This is a genomic window from Streptacidiphilus jeojiensis (assembly GCF_042510965.1).
Classification (GTDB): domain Bacteria; phylum Actinomycetota; class Actinomycetes; order Streptomycetales; family Streptomycetaceae; genus Streptacidiphilus; species Streptacidiphilus jeojiensis.
The window spans coordinates 87,627-106,124 of sequence record NZ_JBEUKS010000005.1 but is presented as its reverse complement, the minus strand read 5'-3'; the positions used below and the strand labels follow the sequence as shown (position 1 = coordinate 106,124).

Genomic DNA, 18,498 nt, shown 5'->3' with positions numbered 1-18,498 from the left:
AAGTCAGGCTGGAATCTCAACCAACCCCGTCACGGACTTCGGATCAGACGCTGGCGCTTCTGGGGACTTGGCCGTCAACGCCTTCGGTGACGGGAACGGCTATCACATTCAGGTCGCCCGGGAGAAGACCGGCTTCACCTGGCAGGAGATAGCCGTCCTGCGGCCGGGCAACCTTGACGACTCGTCATGGACCGGATACCAGTGCACCTCCGGCGACGGCCGCTACGAGGCGGTCGCCGTGCTTCCCTCCTCCGCGGTGAACACCAACGCGGCCCGCGACCACGGGGCGTTCGCTTACTCGGTGGACCTGCAGACCGGCAAGGTCCGACCGATCGCTACCGGGGTCGGGCTGGAGTACTTCTCTCCCGGCTGTGGCACTGGTGATCAGGCTGCTTTCAGTCTCTACCTGGGCACCGACGAGCAGACCAGCGAGGTGGTGACAGCCGATCTGGCCACGGGCACGGTCCTGCATACGACCACCGTGGCCGGTCAGGTCACTTCTGCGGTTCCCACCGCGCATGGAGTGGTGGGAGTCCAGGGCACCCAACTGGTGACCGTGCCGCAGAGCGGCACCTCTGCGGTGAAGCCGGTCAAGCTCGCCGCCGCCGGGGGAACGGCGTTCGATCTGCGTCCCTCGACGGACGGCGGCGTGGACTTCCTGACTATGACCAAGACGGGCTCCACGGCCACCATCGCGCACGAGGTGAACGGCAAGGTCAGTTCCCTGGGCACAGGTACCGCCACCCAGTTGGCGATCTTCCAGGGACATGGCGGCCACAACACCGTCGTCGGCGCCAAGAGTCTGTCCAAGGGCACATCCCTGCGCTCGGTGGACACCTCGGGTCTGACCGACCCGGCCTACGCCTCCCTGGACGGCGATGCTGTCTTCGGCGACCACCAGAGCGGCACCAGCAGCGACCCGACCGTGCTCGTGACAGCCAGCCGCAAACTGGTCAAGCGCACCCAGGCTGCCACCACGGCCCCGGTGACCGGGACCGCCTCCACCACCGTGCCACCCGGCGTCCCGGCGTCCGGCAGCTCCGTGGCAGCCGGGTCGCTCGGCACGACCTCCACGTCGGCCACCAACGGCAGTCACCCGGCCACGCAGGCCGCATACTTCACCCAGTCCTCGGCCCAGGCTGCTGTTGTGCAAGCCTCCAGTACCCAGACGCCCACGTGCTCGGTGCCGCGTAACTCTCCGACTCTGCAGTCGATGCAGCCCAGCAACACCCAGGTCGACTGGGCCGTGCAGATGGCCGAGCAGAACCTGCTCACCGGATCCTCGGTCGCGCGCCCGGCCAACTTCGACAACATGGGCCTGGTCTCCTACGCGGCGAACAGCGATTTCGCCCAGGTAGCCCTGTCCCATCCGTCGACCAGTAGCACCACCGCGGTTCCGCGCTCGGTGATGGAGGCGATTCTCGCTCAGGAGAGCAACTGGGACGAAGCTTCCTGGCACGCTCTGCCCGGCATCGCCGGCAACCCTCTCATCGGCAACTACTACGGCACAGCCGGATCGATCGACTCGATCAACTACTCGGCGGCCGACTGCGGCTACGGCATCGGCCAGGTCACCAACGGCATGGCCAGTACCGACACCCAGTACTCCGCCCACGGGCAGATGAAAATCGCCGTGGACTACGAGGAGAACATCGCCGCAGCGCTGCAGATCCTCGAGCGGACCTGGAACCAGCTCTACGCCGCCGGGATCACGGCCAACGGCGGCGACCCGAAGTACCTGGAGAACTGGTACTTCGCCATCTGGGCCTACAACTCGGGAATCCAGCCCACCGCCGCTTACGGCAACACCACCGGCTGCACACCCAGCGCCACCTGCACCGGCGCGGACGGCACCTGGGGCCTGGGCTGGTCCAACAACCCGGCCAACCCCAACTACCCACCGAACCGGCAGCCCTACCTCGCCTACACCTACGGCGACGCCGCCCACCCGGGCAACTGGCCCTACCAGGAACGCGTCCTTGGCTGGATGGGCACCCCGCTGCTGCGCTCAGGCGTCAAGGCCTACGCCACCCCTACCTACCAGGGCGGCAGCAACTGGCTCAACATCCCCTCCTTCGCAACTTTCTGCGGCACCAACAACGACTGCACCCCCAACGCCGGCGGCACCGCGGGCACCTGCGGACTGAGCGACTCCGAGTGCTGGTGGAGCCTGCCCGCCACCTGGGTCTCCGACTGTTCGACGACCTGTGCCACCAGCAGTTACGCCTACGGCTCCGGATCCACCGAACCCTCCTCCAGCGACCCGCACCCGCCCACGTGCAATGTCGACAGCAGTGTGCTGCCCAGCACCTCCAGCGGAGCACCGATCATCGTGGCCGCCCAGGTCGGCCTGGCCACCGGCAGCACCCCGCTGAACATCGTCGGCTGCTCGGGCGAGAACTGGTCCAACAACGGCTCCTTCACCATGACCTACGGCACCGACGCCGCAGGTGATCCCACCGGCGCGATCGACACCCATCAACTGGGGGCCGGCTTCGTCGGCTACATGATGTTCACCCACACCCAGGACGGCTCCGAGGCAGCGGTGATGAACACCGGAACCTGGACCCCGAACCTGCCCAGCACCCAGTACTACAAGATCAAACTTCACTTCCCCGCCACCGGCGCCCGCGCCACCGACGTGGTCTACCAGATCAACCCCGGCGGCAACGCCAGCCCCTGGAAGATCCGTGTCAACCAGGACTGGGAGTCCGAGCAGTGGGTCACCATCGGCACCTTCGCCATGGCCCCGGGCGCCAGCGTCCAACTCGCCAACAAGAGCTCGATGACCCCGGGCGGTTACGACGTCGGCTACGACGCCATCGCGTTCACCCCCGAAGGCGGCACGCCCGGCCACCCCATCGGCGGACCCCCCGGAATCCAGGACGCCCCCAGGGGATCCAATCCCGCCTTCATCGCCTGCGGCTGCGCCCAGCGCACCGCCGGTGACCCGATCGACACCGCGACGGGATACTTCGGTGACGACTACACCGACCTGACCGTTCCCGGTCGAGGCATGCCGCTCACGTTCACGCGCAGCTACGCCTCTGCGATCGCAGACCCGAACGGCCCCAACGGCACCCTCGCCGTCAACGGACCATTCGGCTACGGCTGGACTTTTTCCTACGGCCTGACCGCTGCCACCGACTCCACCAGCGGTAATGTCACTGTCACCCAGGAGGACGGCTCCCAGGTCACCTTCGACGACACGTCGGGCACTTTTGCGCCCTCAGCGCCCCGGTACGACGCGACGCTGACCGAGAGCGGCACCATCTACACGTACACACGCCTCGGGAAGGACATCTTCACCTTCGATGTCTCCACCGGGCGCCTCCTGTCCGAGACCGACCTCGCAGGTTCCAAGGCGAGCACGCCCTACGCGACGAACCTCTCCTACAACAGCAGCGGCCAGCTGAATACGATCACCGACCCGGCCGGGCGCACGTTCACTCTGGGATGGAGCAACGGCCACATCACCAGCGTCACCGACTCCGCGGGCCGCGAGGTCAGCTACGGCTACGACAGCGAAGGCAACCTCACCGACGTCTACGGTGTCGGCACCACTCGCACCCCCACCCTCAAGGACGACGACCACACCGTCTACACCTACCAGGCCGGCACGCACCTGGTCACCGGAGTGCGCGAGCCCAAGTACTACGGCGACACCACCGCCAGCCCCACACCTGCCATGTCGATGGCCTACGACAGCTCCGAGCGGGTCGTCACCCAGACCGACCAGTTGGGCCGCGCGACCACTTTCACCTACGGCCCCGACGGCGGTCTGGCCACCGGTCAGACCGAAGTCACCGACGCTGCCGGCAACAGCACCCTGGACACCTACCAGGACAACCTCCTGGTCTCCGAAACGAAGGGATACGGCTCCGCCGCACCCAGTACCACCAGCTACACCTACGACCCCATGACACTCGGCATCACCACGATCACGGACCCCAACGGCAACCTGAAGACCTTCGCCTACGACGACAACGGCAACAAGATCTCAGCAAGCGACGCCCAGGGCTACACGACCAACTACAGCTACGACACCGACAACGACCTGATCCGCACCGTGGACCCGCTCGGTGTAATCACCACCAACAGCTACGACCAGGCCGGCCACATCGCCACGGCCTCCGGCACCAATGACGGCACCTTGAGCTACGGCCTGCTCACCAGCACCACCGTTCAGTCCAGTGACCAGTCCGCCGAACACCTGGACAGCAACACCGCTACCCCGGCCAGCCGCACCGTCAGCTACTACTACGACGATGCCGCGCACCCGGCGGATGTCAGTCGCTCGGTGGACGCCGACGGCAACACCGCCAGGGCCACGTACGACGCTTACGGCGACAAGTCCAGCGCGACCGATGCTGCCGGGGATCAGACGAAGTTCGCATACAACACCGGGACCGGTCAGCTCACCTCCGCCATCGCCCCTGACGGCGTGGCGGCCGGCACCTCCCCCGGTTGCACGCCGCCGGCCAAGGGCTGCACCACCTACCAGTACGACGCCTTCGGAAACCTCACCAAAACCACCGACCCGCTGGGCCACGCCACAGGCGCCACCTACGACGCCAACGGCAACGAGACCTCCAGCACAGACGGGAACAACCAGACCACCACGTACGGATACGACGCGGCCAACGAGCAGACCTCCGTTGGCGCGCCCGACCAAACGGTCGCGTACACCGGCTACAACAAGGACGGGACCGTCGCTGACACCATCGACGGCGCTGGCGACAAAACGTCTTACGTCTACGACGCCCAGGGACGGCAAACCACCGTCACAGCCCCTGACGCCCGCACGACGAAGGCTACCTACGACGCTGACGGCAACCGGCTGAGTGTTACCAACCCCTCCAGTCAGACCACCACCTATACGTATGATCCAGATAATCAAGTCACCGCGATCAGCTACTCCGACAGCAGCACACCCGACGTCAGCAACATCGCCTACGACGCAGACGGCCGCCGCACCTCGATGACCGACGGGACTGGCACCTCGACCTGGAGCTACGACACTTTCGGGGACGTCGCCAGCCAGACCAATGGTGCCGGAGCCAGTGTGAGCTACACCTACGACGGCGAGGGTGACGCACTCACCATCTCCTACCCGGGAACCCAGTCCCAGATCGTCACACAGACCTTCGACAAGGCCGACCGGCTCGCAAGCGCCGAGGACTGGAATGGCAAGACCACCACATTCGCGTACGACGCCGACGGCAATCCCACGTCCACGACGTACCCCAACGGTGACACCGTCACCACGGGTTACGACGACGCCGATGCCATGCAGAGCACCAGCGTCGCCCAAGGGACCACTGCCCTGGCGTCTCTCTCCTACACCCGGGACAACGCCGGACAGGTAACCAGCCTCACCCCCAGCGGGCTTGCGGGGACTGCACAGACCTACACCTACACCGCAGACGCACAGCTGAAAACCTCCACCACCGGAAGCACGAGTACGCCCTATGCCTACGACACCGCAGGCAACCCCACCACCGATGCCGGAAATGCACAGGCGTTCAACCAAGCCGGCCAGTTGTGCTGGAGTCTGCCCGGCACGGCGACCAGTTCCAGTGGCTGCACCACACCGCCTACCGGTGCAACGACCTACACCTACAACGCCGACGGCGACCGCACCGCAACCACTCCCTCCAGCGGAACATCGGCCTCCTACAGCTACAACTCGGCGGATCAGCTCACCGACGCCGTCGGCCCTGGGGGAACCGCCTCGTACACTTACAACGGAGACGGGCTTCGCGCAAGCAAGCAGATCGATGCTGCCGTAACGACCTACACCTGGAGCGCCGGCACCACTCCCAGTCTCTTGAGCGACGGCACCGCCAGCTATCTGTACGGACCCAGCGGCGCACCGATCGAGCAAATCGCTGCCACCGCAAGCCAGTGGTACTTCAGCGACGCAACCGGCTCCACCAGAGCACTCCTGGACACCGACGGATCCATAGGCGCCACATACGCCTACGATGCCTACGGCAACATGCTCAGCCGGACGGGCACCGACCAGACACCGCTCCTCTACGGCGGCGGCTACACCGACTCCGAGACAGGGCTGATCTATCTTCAGGCCCGCTACTACGACTCCGTCACCGCCCAGTTCCTCACCGTTGACCCCGCCGTGCAGCAGACGCTCAGCCCGTACTACTACGGGGGTGACAATCCCCTCACCTTTACCGACCCCACAGGGATGTCCATCTGGGGCAGCGTCGTGGGCTTCGTCCACAAGCACGTGGCAGTGATCAACGAAATCAACTCGATCTCGACAGCCGTCACCGGCGCCGCGACACTCGTCGGCGCCGCCTGCTTCGTCAGCGGCCTCGAACCCTGCGCGGCCGTCGCCGGGACGGTGGCTACCATCAGCCTTGGTATCCAGACGATCACCCAGGCCGCGCTCACGGTCGACGCATGCAACTACGGTTCAGGCTGGAGCTGCACCGAGTCCTCGTTGTACCTCTTCGGAGACACCGTCGCCGCCGGCACCGCAGCAAAACTGACCAAAGCAGTCATCACCGGATCCAGGGGCGTGAAAATCGACAAGACCCTCGAGGCCTGGCGCAAGATCTGCGGCGGCTGACTCCTAGTCGGCCACTCACCAGGTGATCTATTGCCACTCACAGGCCCGCTCCGCCTCGCGACAACCGAGGCAGAGCGGGCTTCCGGGCTGCCATCCACTACGCCGGCATAAATTTTTCTCGGACGCGACAGAAGCAGAACGAAGGTTTCTGATGAGTGCCTCTGTAGGCCATGTAAGTGTTCATCCGAGTTTTCGGTACCTGTCCGTACTTGGACTGCCAATCGTGACGTACCTCGTCCTTCGCGCCGCCACCTCTCAGGACGCTACATCCTCCCGGATCCTGTGGGGCTCGGCCCTGGTTGTTCTCCTCTTGACTGTGCTTCTGTGCCGGTTGATTTCGGTGAGCATCAAAGGCGGATACGTGAAAGTTCGCCGAGGACTCAGAACGGTCACGATCGAGGTCGAGGACTTGATCTCGGTGTCAGCTATCGATGGCCCCGGGGGGTGGCGCACTGCCAAGACGCTCGTACTGGTCGACCCCGAAGGGCGTACGACGCACGTCGCCCTGACTTTGGTACGGCCCGCAGACCGTAGACGTCTCCTCACAGAGATGACTAGGCAAGCAACCCCTGGGACTGTCCGCTTCGACGCAGTCATGCGCGACATGCTTGACGACACAGGCAAGCAACCGGAACGCGCCTCCTGAACTGTGTCGGCTTATGGCGCTCGTCGTGACCGCATACATCTGGTGGGCCCATAGCAGCCTGGACTGCGGCGCGAGACTGCGGGCCTGCCAGCTGGCTCTCTTCGAAGTGAAGTCAGATCCCGGGCAAGGATGAACGAGCGTGTGGTGGATCGGCGGAAACTGCCAGGTCGGAGCGCATTCTGATCATGTAGCTCACGTTCACCTCCCTCGGCTATCCCGTCCTCGGATTCGATGGCACGGATGAGCGGCCGAGGCGTCAGGCCGCTGCACGTCCTGGTGGTCGCCCCGGCGGTGCTCGTGCTCGTTCTCGTGGTCTCGTTGCTGGTCGGCCTGAAGCTTCAGGCCGACCAGCAGGACCACAACCGGACTGCCGCGCACACCGCCGTCCAGGGGCAGGCTGAGAACTACGCTGCGGAACTGGCGTCGGAGTTCGACCGTGGTGTCCTGGTGCGCGGAGGCCGTGCTCGCTGGGGTACCGGCGCACTGACTCTCTACGACATCGACGTCGTGACCGCCGCGGCCGACAGCGCCCAGGCCGTCTTCGCCGGCGATGCGGTGTACGCCCGGCCCGACTTCCTCTTCGGAGACACCCGGGAGAACGACGAGATCTGCTACCGCCTCCGGCTCATCCGGGTGAACGGAAAGACAGCGTCCGACCTGTCGACCACCTCCTGTGCCGATTGCCTGTCGACCACCACGCGCGGATGAGCCCGGTGCTGCGGGTGCATCCTCATCAGGTCGCTCTCGGCCGGTTACGCCCCGCGCTGGTCGACGATGCGGCGGATCTTGCCGACCGAGCGCTCCAGGGTGTCCGGGTCGGTGATCTCGACCTCGACGGTCACGCCCACGCCGTCCTTGACTGCCCGGGCGATGGCGGCCGCGGCGGCGGCGCGGGTGTCGGCGGAGGTGTCCGGCCTGGCCTCGGCGCGGACGGTCATCCGGTCCAGCCGGCCCTGCCGGGTCAGCCGGACCTGGAAGTGCGGGGCCACGCCCGGGGTCCGCAGCACGATCTCCTCGATCTGGCTGGGGAAGACATTGACGCCGCGCAGGATGATCATGTCGTCGCTGCGGCCGGTGACCTTCTCCATCCGCCGGAACGCCGGCCGCGCGGTGCCCGGCAGCAGCCGGGTCAGGTCGCGGGTGCGGTAGCGGACGATCGGGAGCGCCTCCTTGGTGAGCGAGGTGAACACCAGCTCGCCGCCGGCGCCCTCAGCCATCACCTCGTCGGTGAGCGGGTCCACCACCTCCGGGTAGAAGTGGTCCTCCCAGATGTGCAGGCCGTCCTTGGTGTCCACGCACTCCTGCGCCACCCCGGGGCCGATCACCTCGGACAGGCCGTAGATGTCCACCGCGTGCAGGTCCAGCCGCTGCTCGATCTCCCGGCGCATCTCCTCGGTCCAGGGCTCGGCGCCGAAGATGCCGATGCGCAGCGAGGTGCTGCGCGGGTCGATGCCCTGCCGTTCGAACTCGTCCAGCAGGGTGAGCATGTAGGAGGGGGTGACCATGATGATCTCGGGGCGGAAGTCCTGGATGATCTGCACCTGACGTGCCGTCATCCCGCCCGACGCCGGGATCACCGTGCAGCCGGCCCGCTCGGCGCCGTAGTGGGCGCCCAGACCGCCGGTGAACAGGCCGTAGCCGTAGGAGATGTGCACCTTGTCGCCCGGGCGGCCGCCGGCCGCGCGGATCGAGCGGGCGACCATGTCGGCCCACATCGACAGGTCGTTCTCGGTGTAGCCGACCACGGTGGGGTTCCCGGTGGTGCCGCTGGACGCGTGGATCCGGCGCACCTGGTCCATCGGGACGGCGAACATGCCGAACGGGTAGGTGTCGCGCAGGTCGGCCTTGGTGGTGAAGGGGAAGCGGGCCAGGTCGGCCAGGGAGCGGCAGTCGAAGGGGCTGACCCCGGCGTCGTCGAACTTCTTCCGGTACAGCTCGACCTCGTTGTAGGCGAGCTGCAGGGTCTGCCGCAGCCGCCGCAGCTGCAGGTCCCGCAGTTCGGGGCCGGTCAGCCGCTCACCCGCGTCCAGCAGCTCCTCGGGCAGCGGCTCGCCCAGGTGGCGGTCGGGACGGCTGTTCATGGATTGCTCCGCTCTGCTTCGGTGCCGGCTGCTTCGGTGCGGCTGGGCAGGGTGCCGCCGCGCAGGGTGCGGCTGCGCCCGCGGAACTCCGCGATCAGCTCGTCGCCGCGCCGGACTGTGACGTCGTAGATCCCGCTCCGACCGAAACGGGCCCGTTCCTGTGCGGTGGCCTCGAGCACGTCGCCCTGGTGGGCCGGGGCGACGAAGTCGATGTCGCCGCCCGCGGCCACGGTCACCGGGCCGTGACTGTTGCAGGCGCAGGCGAAGGCGGTGTCGGCCAGCAGGAAGAGGTAGCCGCCGTGGGCCGTGCCGTGCCCGTTGACCATGGCGGGGGTGACCGCCATCCGCAGCACCGCTGCGCCCTCGCCGGCTTCCAGCAGCTCGATGCCGACGCCCAGCGAGGCCGCGTCGGCGGCGAACATCCGCTGGGCCGGGCCTGGCGGGGCCGACCTGGTGGGTGGCATTTCGGCTCCTTCTTGTCTCCCGACCGAACATTCGGTTAGCGTGGTGGTGAGGTCAAGTAATCCAGCCGCGTAATCGGCTGTCAAGGGACGACGCGGGCCCCGTGCACTCCCGGAGGGTGGGAAAACCGATGACGACAGCAGCAGCGGAACCCGCAGCACCGCCAGATCCGCTCCAGCAGCACTTCGACGACACCATCGCCCGCGACCACCGCGTCGAGCCACGGGACTGGATGCCGGAGGGCTACCGGCGGACCCTGGTGCGGCAGATCGCCCAGCACGCCCATTCCGAGATCATCGGCATGCAGCCAGAGGGCGACTGGATCACCCGGGCGCCCTCGCTGCGCCGCAAGGCGATCCTCTTCGCCAAGGTGCAGGACGAGGCCGGGCACGGCCTCTACCTCTACTCGGCGGCCGAGACCCTGGGCGCGGACCGCGCCGATCTCACCCGGCGGCTGATCGAAGGGCGGCAGAAGTACTCGTCGATCTTCAACTACCCGGCCGACACCTTCGCCGACGTCGGCGTCATCGGCTGGTTCGTGGACGGCGCCGCCATCTGCAACCAGGTGCCGCTGTGCCGCAGCTCCTACGGCCCCTACGCACGGGCCATGGTGCGGGTCTGCAAGGAGGAGTCCTTCCACCAGCGCCAGGGCTACGAACTGCTGCTGACCATGATGCGCGGCACCGAGGGCCAGCGGGCCATGGTGCAGGACGCGGTGGACCGCTGGTGGTGGCCCTCGCTGATGATGTTCGGGCCGCCGGACGGCGACTCGCCCAACTCGGCGCAGTCCACCGCCTGGAAGATCAAGCGCCACTCCAACGACGAACTGCGGCAGCGCTTCGTGGACATGACGGTCCCTCAGGCCGAGCGGCTGGGGGTGACCCTGCCCGACCCGGAGCTGCGCTGGAACGAGGAGCGCGGCAGCCATGACTTCGGCACCCCGGACTGGACCGAACTGCAGCGGGTGATCTCCGGCGACGGCCCGCGCAACGCCGAGCGGGTCTCCCGGCGCCGGGCGGCCCACGAGGAGGGCGCCTGGGTCCGCGAGGCCGCCGCCGCCCACGCGGCCAAGCAGGCTGAGCGACGAGAAGAAGCAGCGACGAGCAGGAGCGTGGCATGCCCCAGATGAACAACGTGCAGGCCGACTGGCCCCTCTACGAGGTCTTCGTGCGCGGCAAGCGCGGCCTCAACCACGTCCACGTCGGCTCGCTGCACGCCGCCGACGACCGGATGGCGCTCACCCACGCCCGGGACCTCTACACCCGGCGCAACGAGGGCGTGAGCATCTGGGTGGTCCGCAGCTCGGAGATCACCGCCTCCACCCCGGACGAGAAGGACCCCTTCTTCGCCCCCAGCGGCGACAAGGTGTACCGGCACCCCACCTTCTACGACATCCCCGCCGACGTCCCGCACATCTAGGGCCGTCACTTCTAGGAGCGCCACGTGAGCGACGACGACAACGCCTACCTCGGCCTGGCCGAGGCCCACGAGGGCGACGAGGCCCACTGGGCCTTCGGCACCGGCTTCGAGGACCCGCTGCACGGCACCGACACCGCGCTGCCGCCCGGTGTCGACGGTCCGGCACTGGCCGCGCGCTGCCTGGCCCTGGGCGACGACGCGCTGGTGCTGGCCCAGCGGCTGGCGCAGTGGTGCACCAGGGCGCCGGAGCTGGAGGAGGAGCTGGCGCTGGCCAACATCGGCCTGGACCTGCTCGGCCAGACCCGGCTGCTCTACACCAGGGCCGGCCAGGCCGACGGCAGCGGCCGCAGCGAGGACGACTTCGCCTACCTCCGCGACGCCGACGCCTTCCGCAATGTGCGCCTGGCCGAGCTGCCCAACGGCGACTTCGCCCACTGCGTGGCCCGGCTGCTGGTGCTCTCGACCTGGCGGCTGGCCGTGTTCGAGGGGCTGACCACGGCCGCCGACCCGGTGCTGGCCGCCGTCGCCGCCAAGGGGATCAAGGAACTGGCCTACCACCGCCTCTACGCCGCCGAGTGGACCGTACGGCTGGGCGACGGCACCGAGGAGTCGCACCGCCGGATGCAGCAGGCCCTGGACGCGGTGGCGCCGTACCTGGACGAGCTGTACGCCGCCGAGGACGTCCGCGGCCAGGTCGAGGCCGTGCTGCGGCAGGTCGCCGACAGCGCTGGGCTGATTCTGCCGGGGGCTGCCGGGCTCCCGGGCTCCGGACGCGACGGCGAGCACACCGAGCACCTCGCCCCGCTGCTCGCCGAGCTGCAGAGCGTGGCCAGGGCGAACCCGGGGGCGACATGGTGACCGCCACCGCGGACCTGGGGGCGGACCTGGAACTGGCCCGCCGGGTGGCCGGCGGCGTCCCCGACCCCGAGCTGCCGATGCTCACCCTGGCCGACCTCGGGGTGCTGCGCGACGTCGAGGTCGCCCCCGACGGCGCGGTCACCGCGGTGCTCACCCCCACCTACTCCGGCTGCCCGGCCATGGCCGAGATGCGGGCCGAGGTCGACCGCCGGCTGCGCGCGGCCGGTTTCGCCCGGGTCGGCATCCGTACCGTGCTGGACCCGCCGTGGACCACCGACTGGATCACCCCGGCGGCCCGTCGCACCCTCGCCGAGCACGGCATTGCCCCACCCGGCAGCGCACCCCGCCCGGCGTCCGGACCGGTACCGCTGGTGCTGTCCGCGCGCCGGCCCACGCTGTCCTGCCCCCGCTGTGGGTCCGCCGACACCGAGGAGACCTCGCGCTTCTCCGGCACCGCCTGCAAGGCTCTGTGGCGCTGCCGCGCCTGTCGCGAGCCGTTCGAGCACCTCAAGGAGATCTGATGTCGGCCCCCGCCACGGCAGCCGCAACGCCCTCGGCCACACCCCCGGTCACCTCCGCCGGGACGGAGCCCGCCGCCCCGGCGCGCCGCCGCCCGGCCTTCCACACCCTGCGGGTCGCCTCGGTCGAGCCGCTCTGCGAGGACGCCGTCGCCGTCACCTTCGCCGTCCCGGACGACCTCACGGACGCCTTCGCCTTCGCCCCGGGGCAGTCGCTGACCCTGCGCCGCACCGTGGACGGGCGCGACGAGCGCCGCTCCTACTCGATCTGCTCGCTGGCCGGCGGCGCGCCCCGGATCGGGGTCCGCACCGTACCCGCCGGGATCTTCTCGTCCTGGCTGGTCAACGAGGTGCGCCCGGGCGACGCCGTCGAGGTGATGGAGCCCACCGGGGCGTTCACCCCGGACCTGACCACCCCGGGCCGCCACGTCCTGGTCGCGGCGGGCTCCGGGATCACCCCGATGGTGTCGATCGCCTCCGCGGTGCTCGCCGCCGACCCGGTCTCCACCGTCACCCTGCTCTACGGCAACCGGCGCAGCGACACGGTGATGTTCGCCGACGACCTGGCCGACCTGAAGGACCGTCACCCGGACCGCTTCCAGCTCGCCCACGTCCTCTCCCGGGAGCCGCGCGAGGCCGAGCTGCTGTCCGGCCGGCTCGACCCGGAACGGCTGGCCGCGCTGCTGGACGCGCTGGTCGAGGTGGGCTCGGTGGACCACTGGTGGCTCTGCGGCCCGATCGGCATGGTCGAGGCGGCCCGCGACCTGCTCACCGGCCTGGGCGTGTCCGCCGACCGGCTGCACCGCGAGCTCTTCTACGCCGAGGAGGAGCCGGTCGCCCCGCTGCACCACGACGACGCCGTGCCCGAGGGCCCGGTCTCCACCGCCACCGTGGTCCTGGACGGACGCAGCACCACCGCCGCCCTGCCGCGCGACCGGAGCATCCTCGACGGCGCCCAGCGGGCCCGCCCCGACCTCCCGTTCGCCTGCAAGGGCGGCGTCTGCGGCACCTGCCGGGCCCTGCTGGTCGACGGCGAGGCCGAGATGCGCCGCAACTTCGCCCTGGAACCGGCCGAGGTGGCCGCCGGATACGTGCTGACCTGCCAGTCCTACCCGGTCTCGGACACCCTGACGGTCGACTACGACAGCTGAGCGGAACCGGTGGGCGTGAGCGTACGTCAGATGGGCGACGCACCGCGGTGGTGCGGTCCAGCACAGCACGGGGGTCCCGCATGCGCCGTCCGTCCACCACCCTGCTCACCGGCACTCTGCTCACCGGCACCCTGGTCGGTCTGCTGACCGCGGGCTGCGCCTCGGCCGGCACCGGCCGGGCCGCCTCCCAGGCCGGGTCAGGCTCGGGGCACAGCGCGGTGTCGATCGCCGCGCCGACCTCCGGTGCCATGCGCCCCGCAGGCGCCAAGCCGTGCCCCACCGCCGACCAGTGGCAGGGCGCCCCGGCGCCCACCGCGGTCTCGGGAACACCGATGAACACCCCGCAGGCGGAGGCCCTGAGCCAGGCCGTGGGGGCCCAGGGCCGGGCCGGCTTCGCGGACGCCTACGGCTCGCAGATCACCGACTTCCCGGCCGGGCGGGTCGCCCTCTGCGTCACCGACCTGGCCCGCGGCCATGCCCTAGCCCTGGCCGCCGAGCGCGCCGCCCCCGGCATCGACCTGTCCCGGCTCGACCTCTACCTGTGCCCGTACTCCCAGCGCACCCTGGACGGCGCGGTGCACAAGGTGATGGCCGCGCTGGACGCCAGGGGCGAACTGGCCGGCTTCCCGATCTACAGCGCGTCCCCGGCGACCGACGCCTCCGGGGTCCGCTTCACCAGCAGCCGGGAGGGCGTCGGGGCCAAGGCGCTGTACATCCGCATCGCCCACCTGCTGGGCAGCATCCCGTACACCCTGTCCGTGGGCGCCCCCGTGGGCGGCGCCTAAGGGGCGTCCGGAGTGCGGCGCGCCCCGGGCCAGTCGAGCAGCAGCTGCTGCTTGCGCGGGAGCTGGGTGACGATCAGGTCGTAGGAGTCCTCGACCAGCTCCCGCAGCAGGGCGTCCGGCAGCGATCCGTCGACGGTGACGGTGTTCCAGTGCCGCTTGTTGAGGTGCCATCCGGGCACGATGCAGGGGTGCTGCTCGCGCAGCTGCACCGCCAGTTCGGGATCGCACTTCAGGCTCACCTTCAGCGGCTCGTCGCCCAGCGCGGTCAGGGCGAAGACCTTGCCGCCGACCTTGAAGACCGACAGCCCCTCGCTGAACGGGAAGGTCTCGACGGCGCCGTTGAGGCCGAGGCAGAAGGCCTGGAGAGTCTCGGGTGTCATGCGGACATTCTGTGCCGCGGGGCTGACATCCCGCATCGTGACGAACCGTGCAGGATTCATTGATGACCCGTCAGACAGTCGGGGCCGACAACCCGCGCCGCCCCGGCGTGCGAGCGGCGTATCAATCCAGGTGCCGGCTGTGAGCCCGGCCCCGTAGCCTCAGCCCCATGACTGACCATGCGCTCGTTCCGGACGACTTCGTCGTCCCCACGGAGCTGATCACCCCGCAGTTCCGCCTGGAACCTCTGGGACCCCAGCACAACGTCGCCGACCATGCCGCCTGGACCAACAGCATCGAGCACATCCGTTCAACGCCGGGCTTCCAGAACTCGGGATGGCCGCCGGCGAACGGGATGGCCTTGGAGGCCAACCTCGCCGACCTGGAGCGCCATGCGGTCGACTTCGTCCAGCGCCGAGGATTCACCTACTCCGTCATCGAGACCGTCGGCGGCGAGGTCATCGGGTGCGTCTACATCTACCCTTCCCGCAGCGACGTCCACGTCACCGACGTGCGCTCCTGGGTCCGGGCGGACAGGGCCGAGTTGGACGCACCTCTGTATGCGGCCGTCTCCGCCTGGCTGTCCGCGCAGTGGCCCCTGGGCACCCTCAACTATCAGCCTCGCTGACACCGTTCGCTCGGCAGCGGCCCGCTTGTGCGCGCTCGACGGCGTGGCCGGACCGGCTATCCCAGGTCGGTCAGCGATGTGTTGGCCCCGCACAGCACCACGCAGACCCGCTCGCCCTGCGCCGGGGTGTAGGCCCCGGTGGTGAGTGCGGCCAGGGCGGCGGCGGTGCCGTGTTCGACGGCCACCCGGCGGCCCTGCCAGAGCGCTCGGCGGGCGGCGATGATCTCCTCGTCGCTGACCAGGACGCTGCGGGCGCCCTCGTACTGCGCGGCGGCGACGGCCAGCGCGGTGACGCGGCGGGCGCCCAGCGAGTCCGAGGCGATGGAGTCCACCGGGCTGTCGACCGGCCGTCCGGCCGCCAGGGCGGCGTTCAGCGCGCGGCAGTTCTCCGGCTCCACCACGACGGTGCGGACGCCGTGGTGCCGGGCGGCCGTGGCGACGCCGGCGAACAGGCCCCCGCCGCCGGCCACCACCATGACCGTGTCCAGCCGGGGGTCCTGCGCCAGGATCTCGTCCAGCAGGGTGCCGGCGCCGGCCGCGATCAGCGGGTGGTCGTAGGCGTGCGAGGCGAGTGCGCCGGTGCGGACCGTGAACTCCTCGCAGGCCTGCAGGGCCTGCGCGTACTCCAGACCGACCAGCCGCACGTCCGCGCCGTAGCCGCGCAGCCGCTCCACCTTCACCGTCGGCGCGTTCGCCGGCAGGAACACCGTCGCCGGGACGCCCTGCTGGCCCGCCGCCCAGGCGCAGGCGAGCCCGGCGTTGCCGCCCGAGGCGATGGTGATCCCGGCGTCCGGCAGGGTGCCCGCCTCGCGGTGCGCCAGCACGAAGTTCTGCGCGCCACGGGCCTTGAAGCTCCCGGTGTGCTGCATGTACTCCAGCGCGAGCGACACCTCGAACGGGCCGTCGTCGAACTCGTCCATGGCCACCACCGCGACCGGCCTGACCCGCCCGGCGATCCGGTCGGCGGCGGCCTTGACGTCGGTGTACGCGAGCTGGCTCTGCATGGCATCCCCCTACGGGCGCTGACGGACGGCTGTTTTGTACCGTAGCCTGCCCCGGCCCACCGCCGCTGACCGCCCGCCGCCGGCTGCCGCCACCCTCTCGCCCCGGGTCACACCAGCTCCAGCAGCCCCGTCAGCGAGGTGATCGAGGCGACGCCGTCGCTCGCGGCCCCGTCCCGGCACATCGCCAGACCCCGGTAGCCCAGGTCGATCGCCGCCCGCACCAGCTCCGGGTCGTCGTCCACGAACAGGCACTCGTCCGGTGCCAGCCCGAGCCCCTCGCTGGCATGCCGGTACATCAGCGGGTCCGGCTTGCGGCAGCCGAGCACCGCGGAGATCGCGTACACCTCGAAGAAGTCGCCGAGGCCCAGGGCGGCGTGGAGCTCCGGCAGGTTCGGCCAGGCGTCGGAGACCACCGCCAGCCGGACCCCGCGGCCGCGCAGTTCCCGCAGCACGTCGGCGACCTCGGGAAAGGTCTCCAGAACGGTGGCCGGCGGCACCGGCCGGACCAGGGTGGCCAGCAACTCGGCGGCGGCGTCCACCCCGAGGGCGCCCAGGATGACGCGGTGGTAGTCGTCGGTGTCGGGCGTGGTCGGTGCCTGGTCCATGAAGCGGTCACCCGCTGCTATGGCGCGGGCGAACTGCTCGGGCGTGATGCCCGGAGCCCGGTCGAGCACGGTCCGCTCGAAGTCCGCGCGCGGATTCCAGCGCCCGCCCTTCGGCTGCATCAGCACCCCGCCGGAGTCCAGCAGCACGGCGCGGGGAGGGTCGCTCCGGGGGGACCGGGGGGAGGGGGAGGATGGGGATGTGGCCTGAGTGGTCATCGGACGAGTGTGCCGCGACGCCCGGTGTTCGTCGAGGCCGTCGCTCATGGGACTGAGGGGGAAGGGCATATGACGTCGTTGCGATTCCGGGCCGCGGTTGCCGAGGACGCCGAGGCGGTGGCGCAGCTGCACGCCGACAGTTGGCGCCGGCACTACCGCGGCGCCTACGCCGACGCGTTCCTGGACGGTGATGTGGTCGCCAACCGCCGGGCCGTGTGGTCGTCGCGCCTGGCCGCCCCGGCCGCGGCCGCGACCGTCCTGGCCGAGGACGACGCGGGGCTGCTGGGCTTCGTCCATGTCGTCTTCGACGCCGACGACGTCTGGGGCAGCCTGGTCGACAACCTGCATGTGACGAACGCTCGGCGGCGCACCGGGGTGGGCGGTGCGCTGCTGGTGCGCGCGGCGGAGGCGGCCGGCGAGCGCGCCGGGGGCAGGGCCGTGTACCTGTGGGTGCTGGAGCAGAACAAGGCCGCCCAGCAGTTCTACCGTGCCTACGGCGGCAGCTGCGTCGAGGCGGCGCCGGTGCCTTCCCCCGGGGGCGTGCCGGGCCGGCTGAACGGGTCCCCCAAGGCGCTGCGGATGGCCTGGTCCGACGCCTCGCTGGTGGCGCGTTCGGGTGGTTGAGCCCCCCGGTCGGTGATACTGGTCGGGCCCGCCCGGGCCACCGCGCCGACGGAAGGACGACCAGCGTGCGGCTGCTGACCAGGCCCGTACTGGCCGCCTGCAACACCGTCTACCGGGCCACCGGCGGGGTCCTCGGCGCCTGGTGGTTCGGGCAGCCGATCCTGCTGCTGACCACGGTCGGCCGCAGGACCGGCGAGCGCCGGGTGAGCGGGCTGGTGTTCCTGCGGGACGCGGGGCGCTATGTCGTGGTCGCCTCCGACAACGGCGCCCCGCGCAGGCCGGGCTGGTACTACAACCTGCTGGCCGCCGGGCAGGCCGAGGTCCAGTACCGCCGCACCCGGGTCCGCGTCACCGCCCACGAGGCCGTGGGCGAGGAGCGGGCCCGGCTGTGGCCGCTGCTGCTCCGGGTCTACTCCGGCTACGACCGGCACCAGGCCAGGGCCGGCCGTCCGCTCCCGGTCATGGTGCTGACACCCGTGGTGCCGACACCGGTGCGCGGGAGCGGGGACGGCCGCTGAGGACCGGGCC

General features: G+C 69.8%; 16 protein-coding genes. 11 read left to right on the top strand and 5 right to left on the bottom strand.

Translation table 11 applies throughout. The features are described 5' to 3' along the window. The first annotated feature begins 67 nt into the window (after window positions 1-67). The gene (locus tag ABUW04_RS15455) at window positions 68-6,595 is read left to right on the top strand and encodes an RHS repeat-associated core domain-containing protein (RefSeq protein ID WP_380565179.1); all 6,528 of its coding nucleotides are present in this window, start codon (window positions 68-70) and stop codon (window positions 6,593-6,595) included. 877 nt (window positions 6,596-7,472) lie between these two features. Then, a complete protein-coding gene (locus ABUW04_RS15450; protein ID WP_380565177.1) occupies window positions 7,473-7,949 on the top strand; it encodes a hypothetical protein in 477 nt (158 codons plus the stop codon). A gap of 44 nt (window positions 7,950-7,993) precedes the next feature. On the opposite strand, the gene paaK is transcribed toward ABUW04_RS15450, so the two are convergent. Next, window positions 7,994-9,322 (bottom strand): phenylacetate--CoA ligase PaaK, encoded by a 1,329-nt coding sequence (gene paaK, locus ABUW04_RS15445; RefSeq protein ID WP_380565175.1) that lies wholly within the window; start codon window positions 9,320-9,322, stop codon window positions 7,994-7,996. Then, complete coding sequence (paaI, locus tag ABUW04_RS15440; protein ID WP_030259461.1) at window positions 9,319-9,786, bottom strand: hydroxyphenylacetyl-CoA thioesterase PaaI; 468 nt, start codon at window positions 9,784-9,786, stop codon at window positions 9,319-9,321. Before paaI ends, paaK begins: the two co-directional genes overlap by 4 nt. Before the next feature lie 128 nt (window positions 9,787-9,914). Here paaI and paaA point away from each other — a divergent pair, with 128 nt between their 5' ends. The 6 genes from paaA to ABUW04_RS15410 all read left to right on the top strand — a co-directional run bounded on the left by paaA (window position 9,915) and on the right by ABUW04_RS15410 (window position 14,515). Next, the gene (gene paaA, locus ABUW04_RS15435) at window positions 9,915-10,913 is read left to right on the top strand and encodes a 1,2-phenylacetyl-CoA epoxidase subunit PaaA (RefSeq protein WP_380565173.1); all 999 of its coding nucleotides are present in this window, start codon (window positions 9,915-9,917) and stop codon (window positions 10,911-10,913) included. After that, window positions 10,901-11,203 carry a 1,2-phenylacetyl-CoA epoxidase subunit PaaB gene (paaB, locus tag ABUW04_RS15430; protein WP_051725995.1) on the top strand — a complete coding sequence of 101 codons (303 nt, stop codon included), beginning with the start codon at window positions 10,901-10,903 and terminating at the stop codon, window positions 11,201-11,203. Before paaA ends, paaB begins: the two co-directional genes overlap by 13 nt. Before the next feature lie 24 nt (window positions 11,204-11,227). Beyond that, window positions 11,228-12,061 (top strand): 1,2-phenylacetyl-CoA epoxidase subunit PaaC, encoded by an 834-nt coding sequence (paaC, locus tag ABUW04_RS15425; RefSeq protein ID WP_380565171.1) that lies wholly within the window; start codon window positions 11,228-11,230, stop codon window positions 12,059-12,061. Continuing rightward, on the top strand, window positions 12,055-12,582 hold the full coding sequence (paaD, locus tag ABUW04_RS15420; RefSeq protein ID WP_380565169.1) for a 1,2-phenylacetyl-CoA epoxidase subunit PaaD: 528 nt from the start codon (window positions 12,055-12,057) through the stop codon (window positions 12,580-12,582). Before paaC ends, paaD begins: the two co-directional genes overlap by 7 nt. After that, window positions 12,582-13,730, top strand: coding sequence for a 1,2-phenylacetyl-CoA epoxidase subunit PaaE (gene paaE / locus ABUW04_RS15415; protein ID WP_380565168.1), 1,149 nt, complete (start codon window positions 12,582-12,584; stop codon window positions 13,728-13,730). The genes paaD and paaE overlap by 1 nt, the downstream gene beginning before the upstream one ends. An 80-nt stretch (window positions 13,731-13,810) precedes the next feature. Continuing rightward, window positions 13,811-14,515, top strand: coding sequence for a hypothetical protein (locus ABUW04_RS15410; RefSeq protein WP_380565166.1), 705 nt, complete (start codon window positions 13,811-13,813; stop codon window positions 14,513-14,515). Here the strand turns inward: ABUW04_RS15410 and ABUW04_RS15405 are convergent. After that, window positions 14,512-14,895: an MmcQ/YjbR family DNA-binding protein gene (locus tag ABUW04_RS15405; RefSeq protein WP_380565164.1), complete on the bottom strand. Its 384-nt coding sequence runs from the start codon at window positions 14,893-14,895 to the stop codon at window positions 14,512-14,514. The genes ABUW04_RS15410 and ABUW04_RS15405 overlap by 4 nt on opposite strands. A gap of 167 nt (window positions 14,896-15,062) precedes the next feature. Here ABUW04_RS15405 and ABUW04_RS15400 point away from each other — a divergent pair, with 167 nt between their 5' ends. Then, on the top strand, window positions 15,063-15,521 hold the full coding sequence (locus ABUW04_RS15400; RefSeq protein ID WP_380565163.1) for a GNAT family N-acetyltransferase: 459 nt from the start codon (window positions 15,063-15,065) through the stop codon (window positions 15,519-15,521). Between the two features lie 56 nt (window positions 15,522-15,577). Here ABUW04_RS15400 and ABUW04_RS15395 read toward each other — a convergent pair whose 3' ends face one another. Together ABUW04_RS15395 and ABUW04_RS15390 are read right to left on the bottom strand one after the other, a co-directional pair. After that, window positions 15,578-16,525, bottom strand: coding sequence for a threonine/serine dehydratase (locus ABUW04_RS15395; RefSeq protein ID WP_380565161.1), 948 nt, complete (start codon window positions 16,523-16,525; stop codon window positions 15,578-15,580). 107 nt (window positions 16,526-16,632) lie between these two features. After that, complete coding sequence (locus tag ABUW04_RS15390) at window positions 16,633-17,277, bottom strand: HAD family hydrolase (RefSeq protein ID WP_380565159.1); 645 nt, start codon at window positions 17,275-17,277, stop codon at window positions 16,633-16,635. A 138-nt stretch (window positions 17,278-17,415) separates the two neighbouring features. On the opposite strand from ABUW04_RS15390, the gene ABUW04_RS15385 reads away from it, so the two are divergent. Then, on the top strand, window positions 17,416-17,970 hold the full coding sequence (locus tag ABUW04_RS15385; RefSeq protein ID WP_380565157.1) for a GNAT family N-acetyltransferase: 555 nt from the start codon (window positions 17,416-17,418) through the stop codon (window positions 17,968-17,970). 65 nt (window positions 17,971-18,035) lie between these two features. Next, window positions 18,036-18,488 (top strand): nitroreductase family deazaflavin-dependent oxidoreductase, encoded by a 453-nt coding sequence (locus tag ABUW04_RS15380; protein ID WP_380565155.1) that lies wholly within the window; start codon window positions 18,036-18,038, stop codon window positions 18,486-18,488. The last annotated feature ends 10 nt before the right edge of the window (window positions 18,489-18,498 follow it).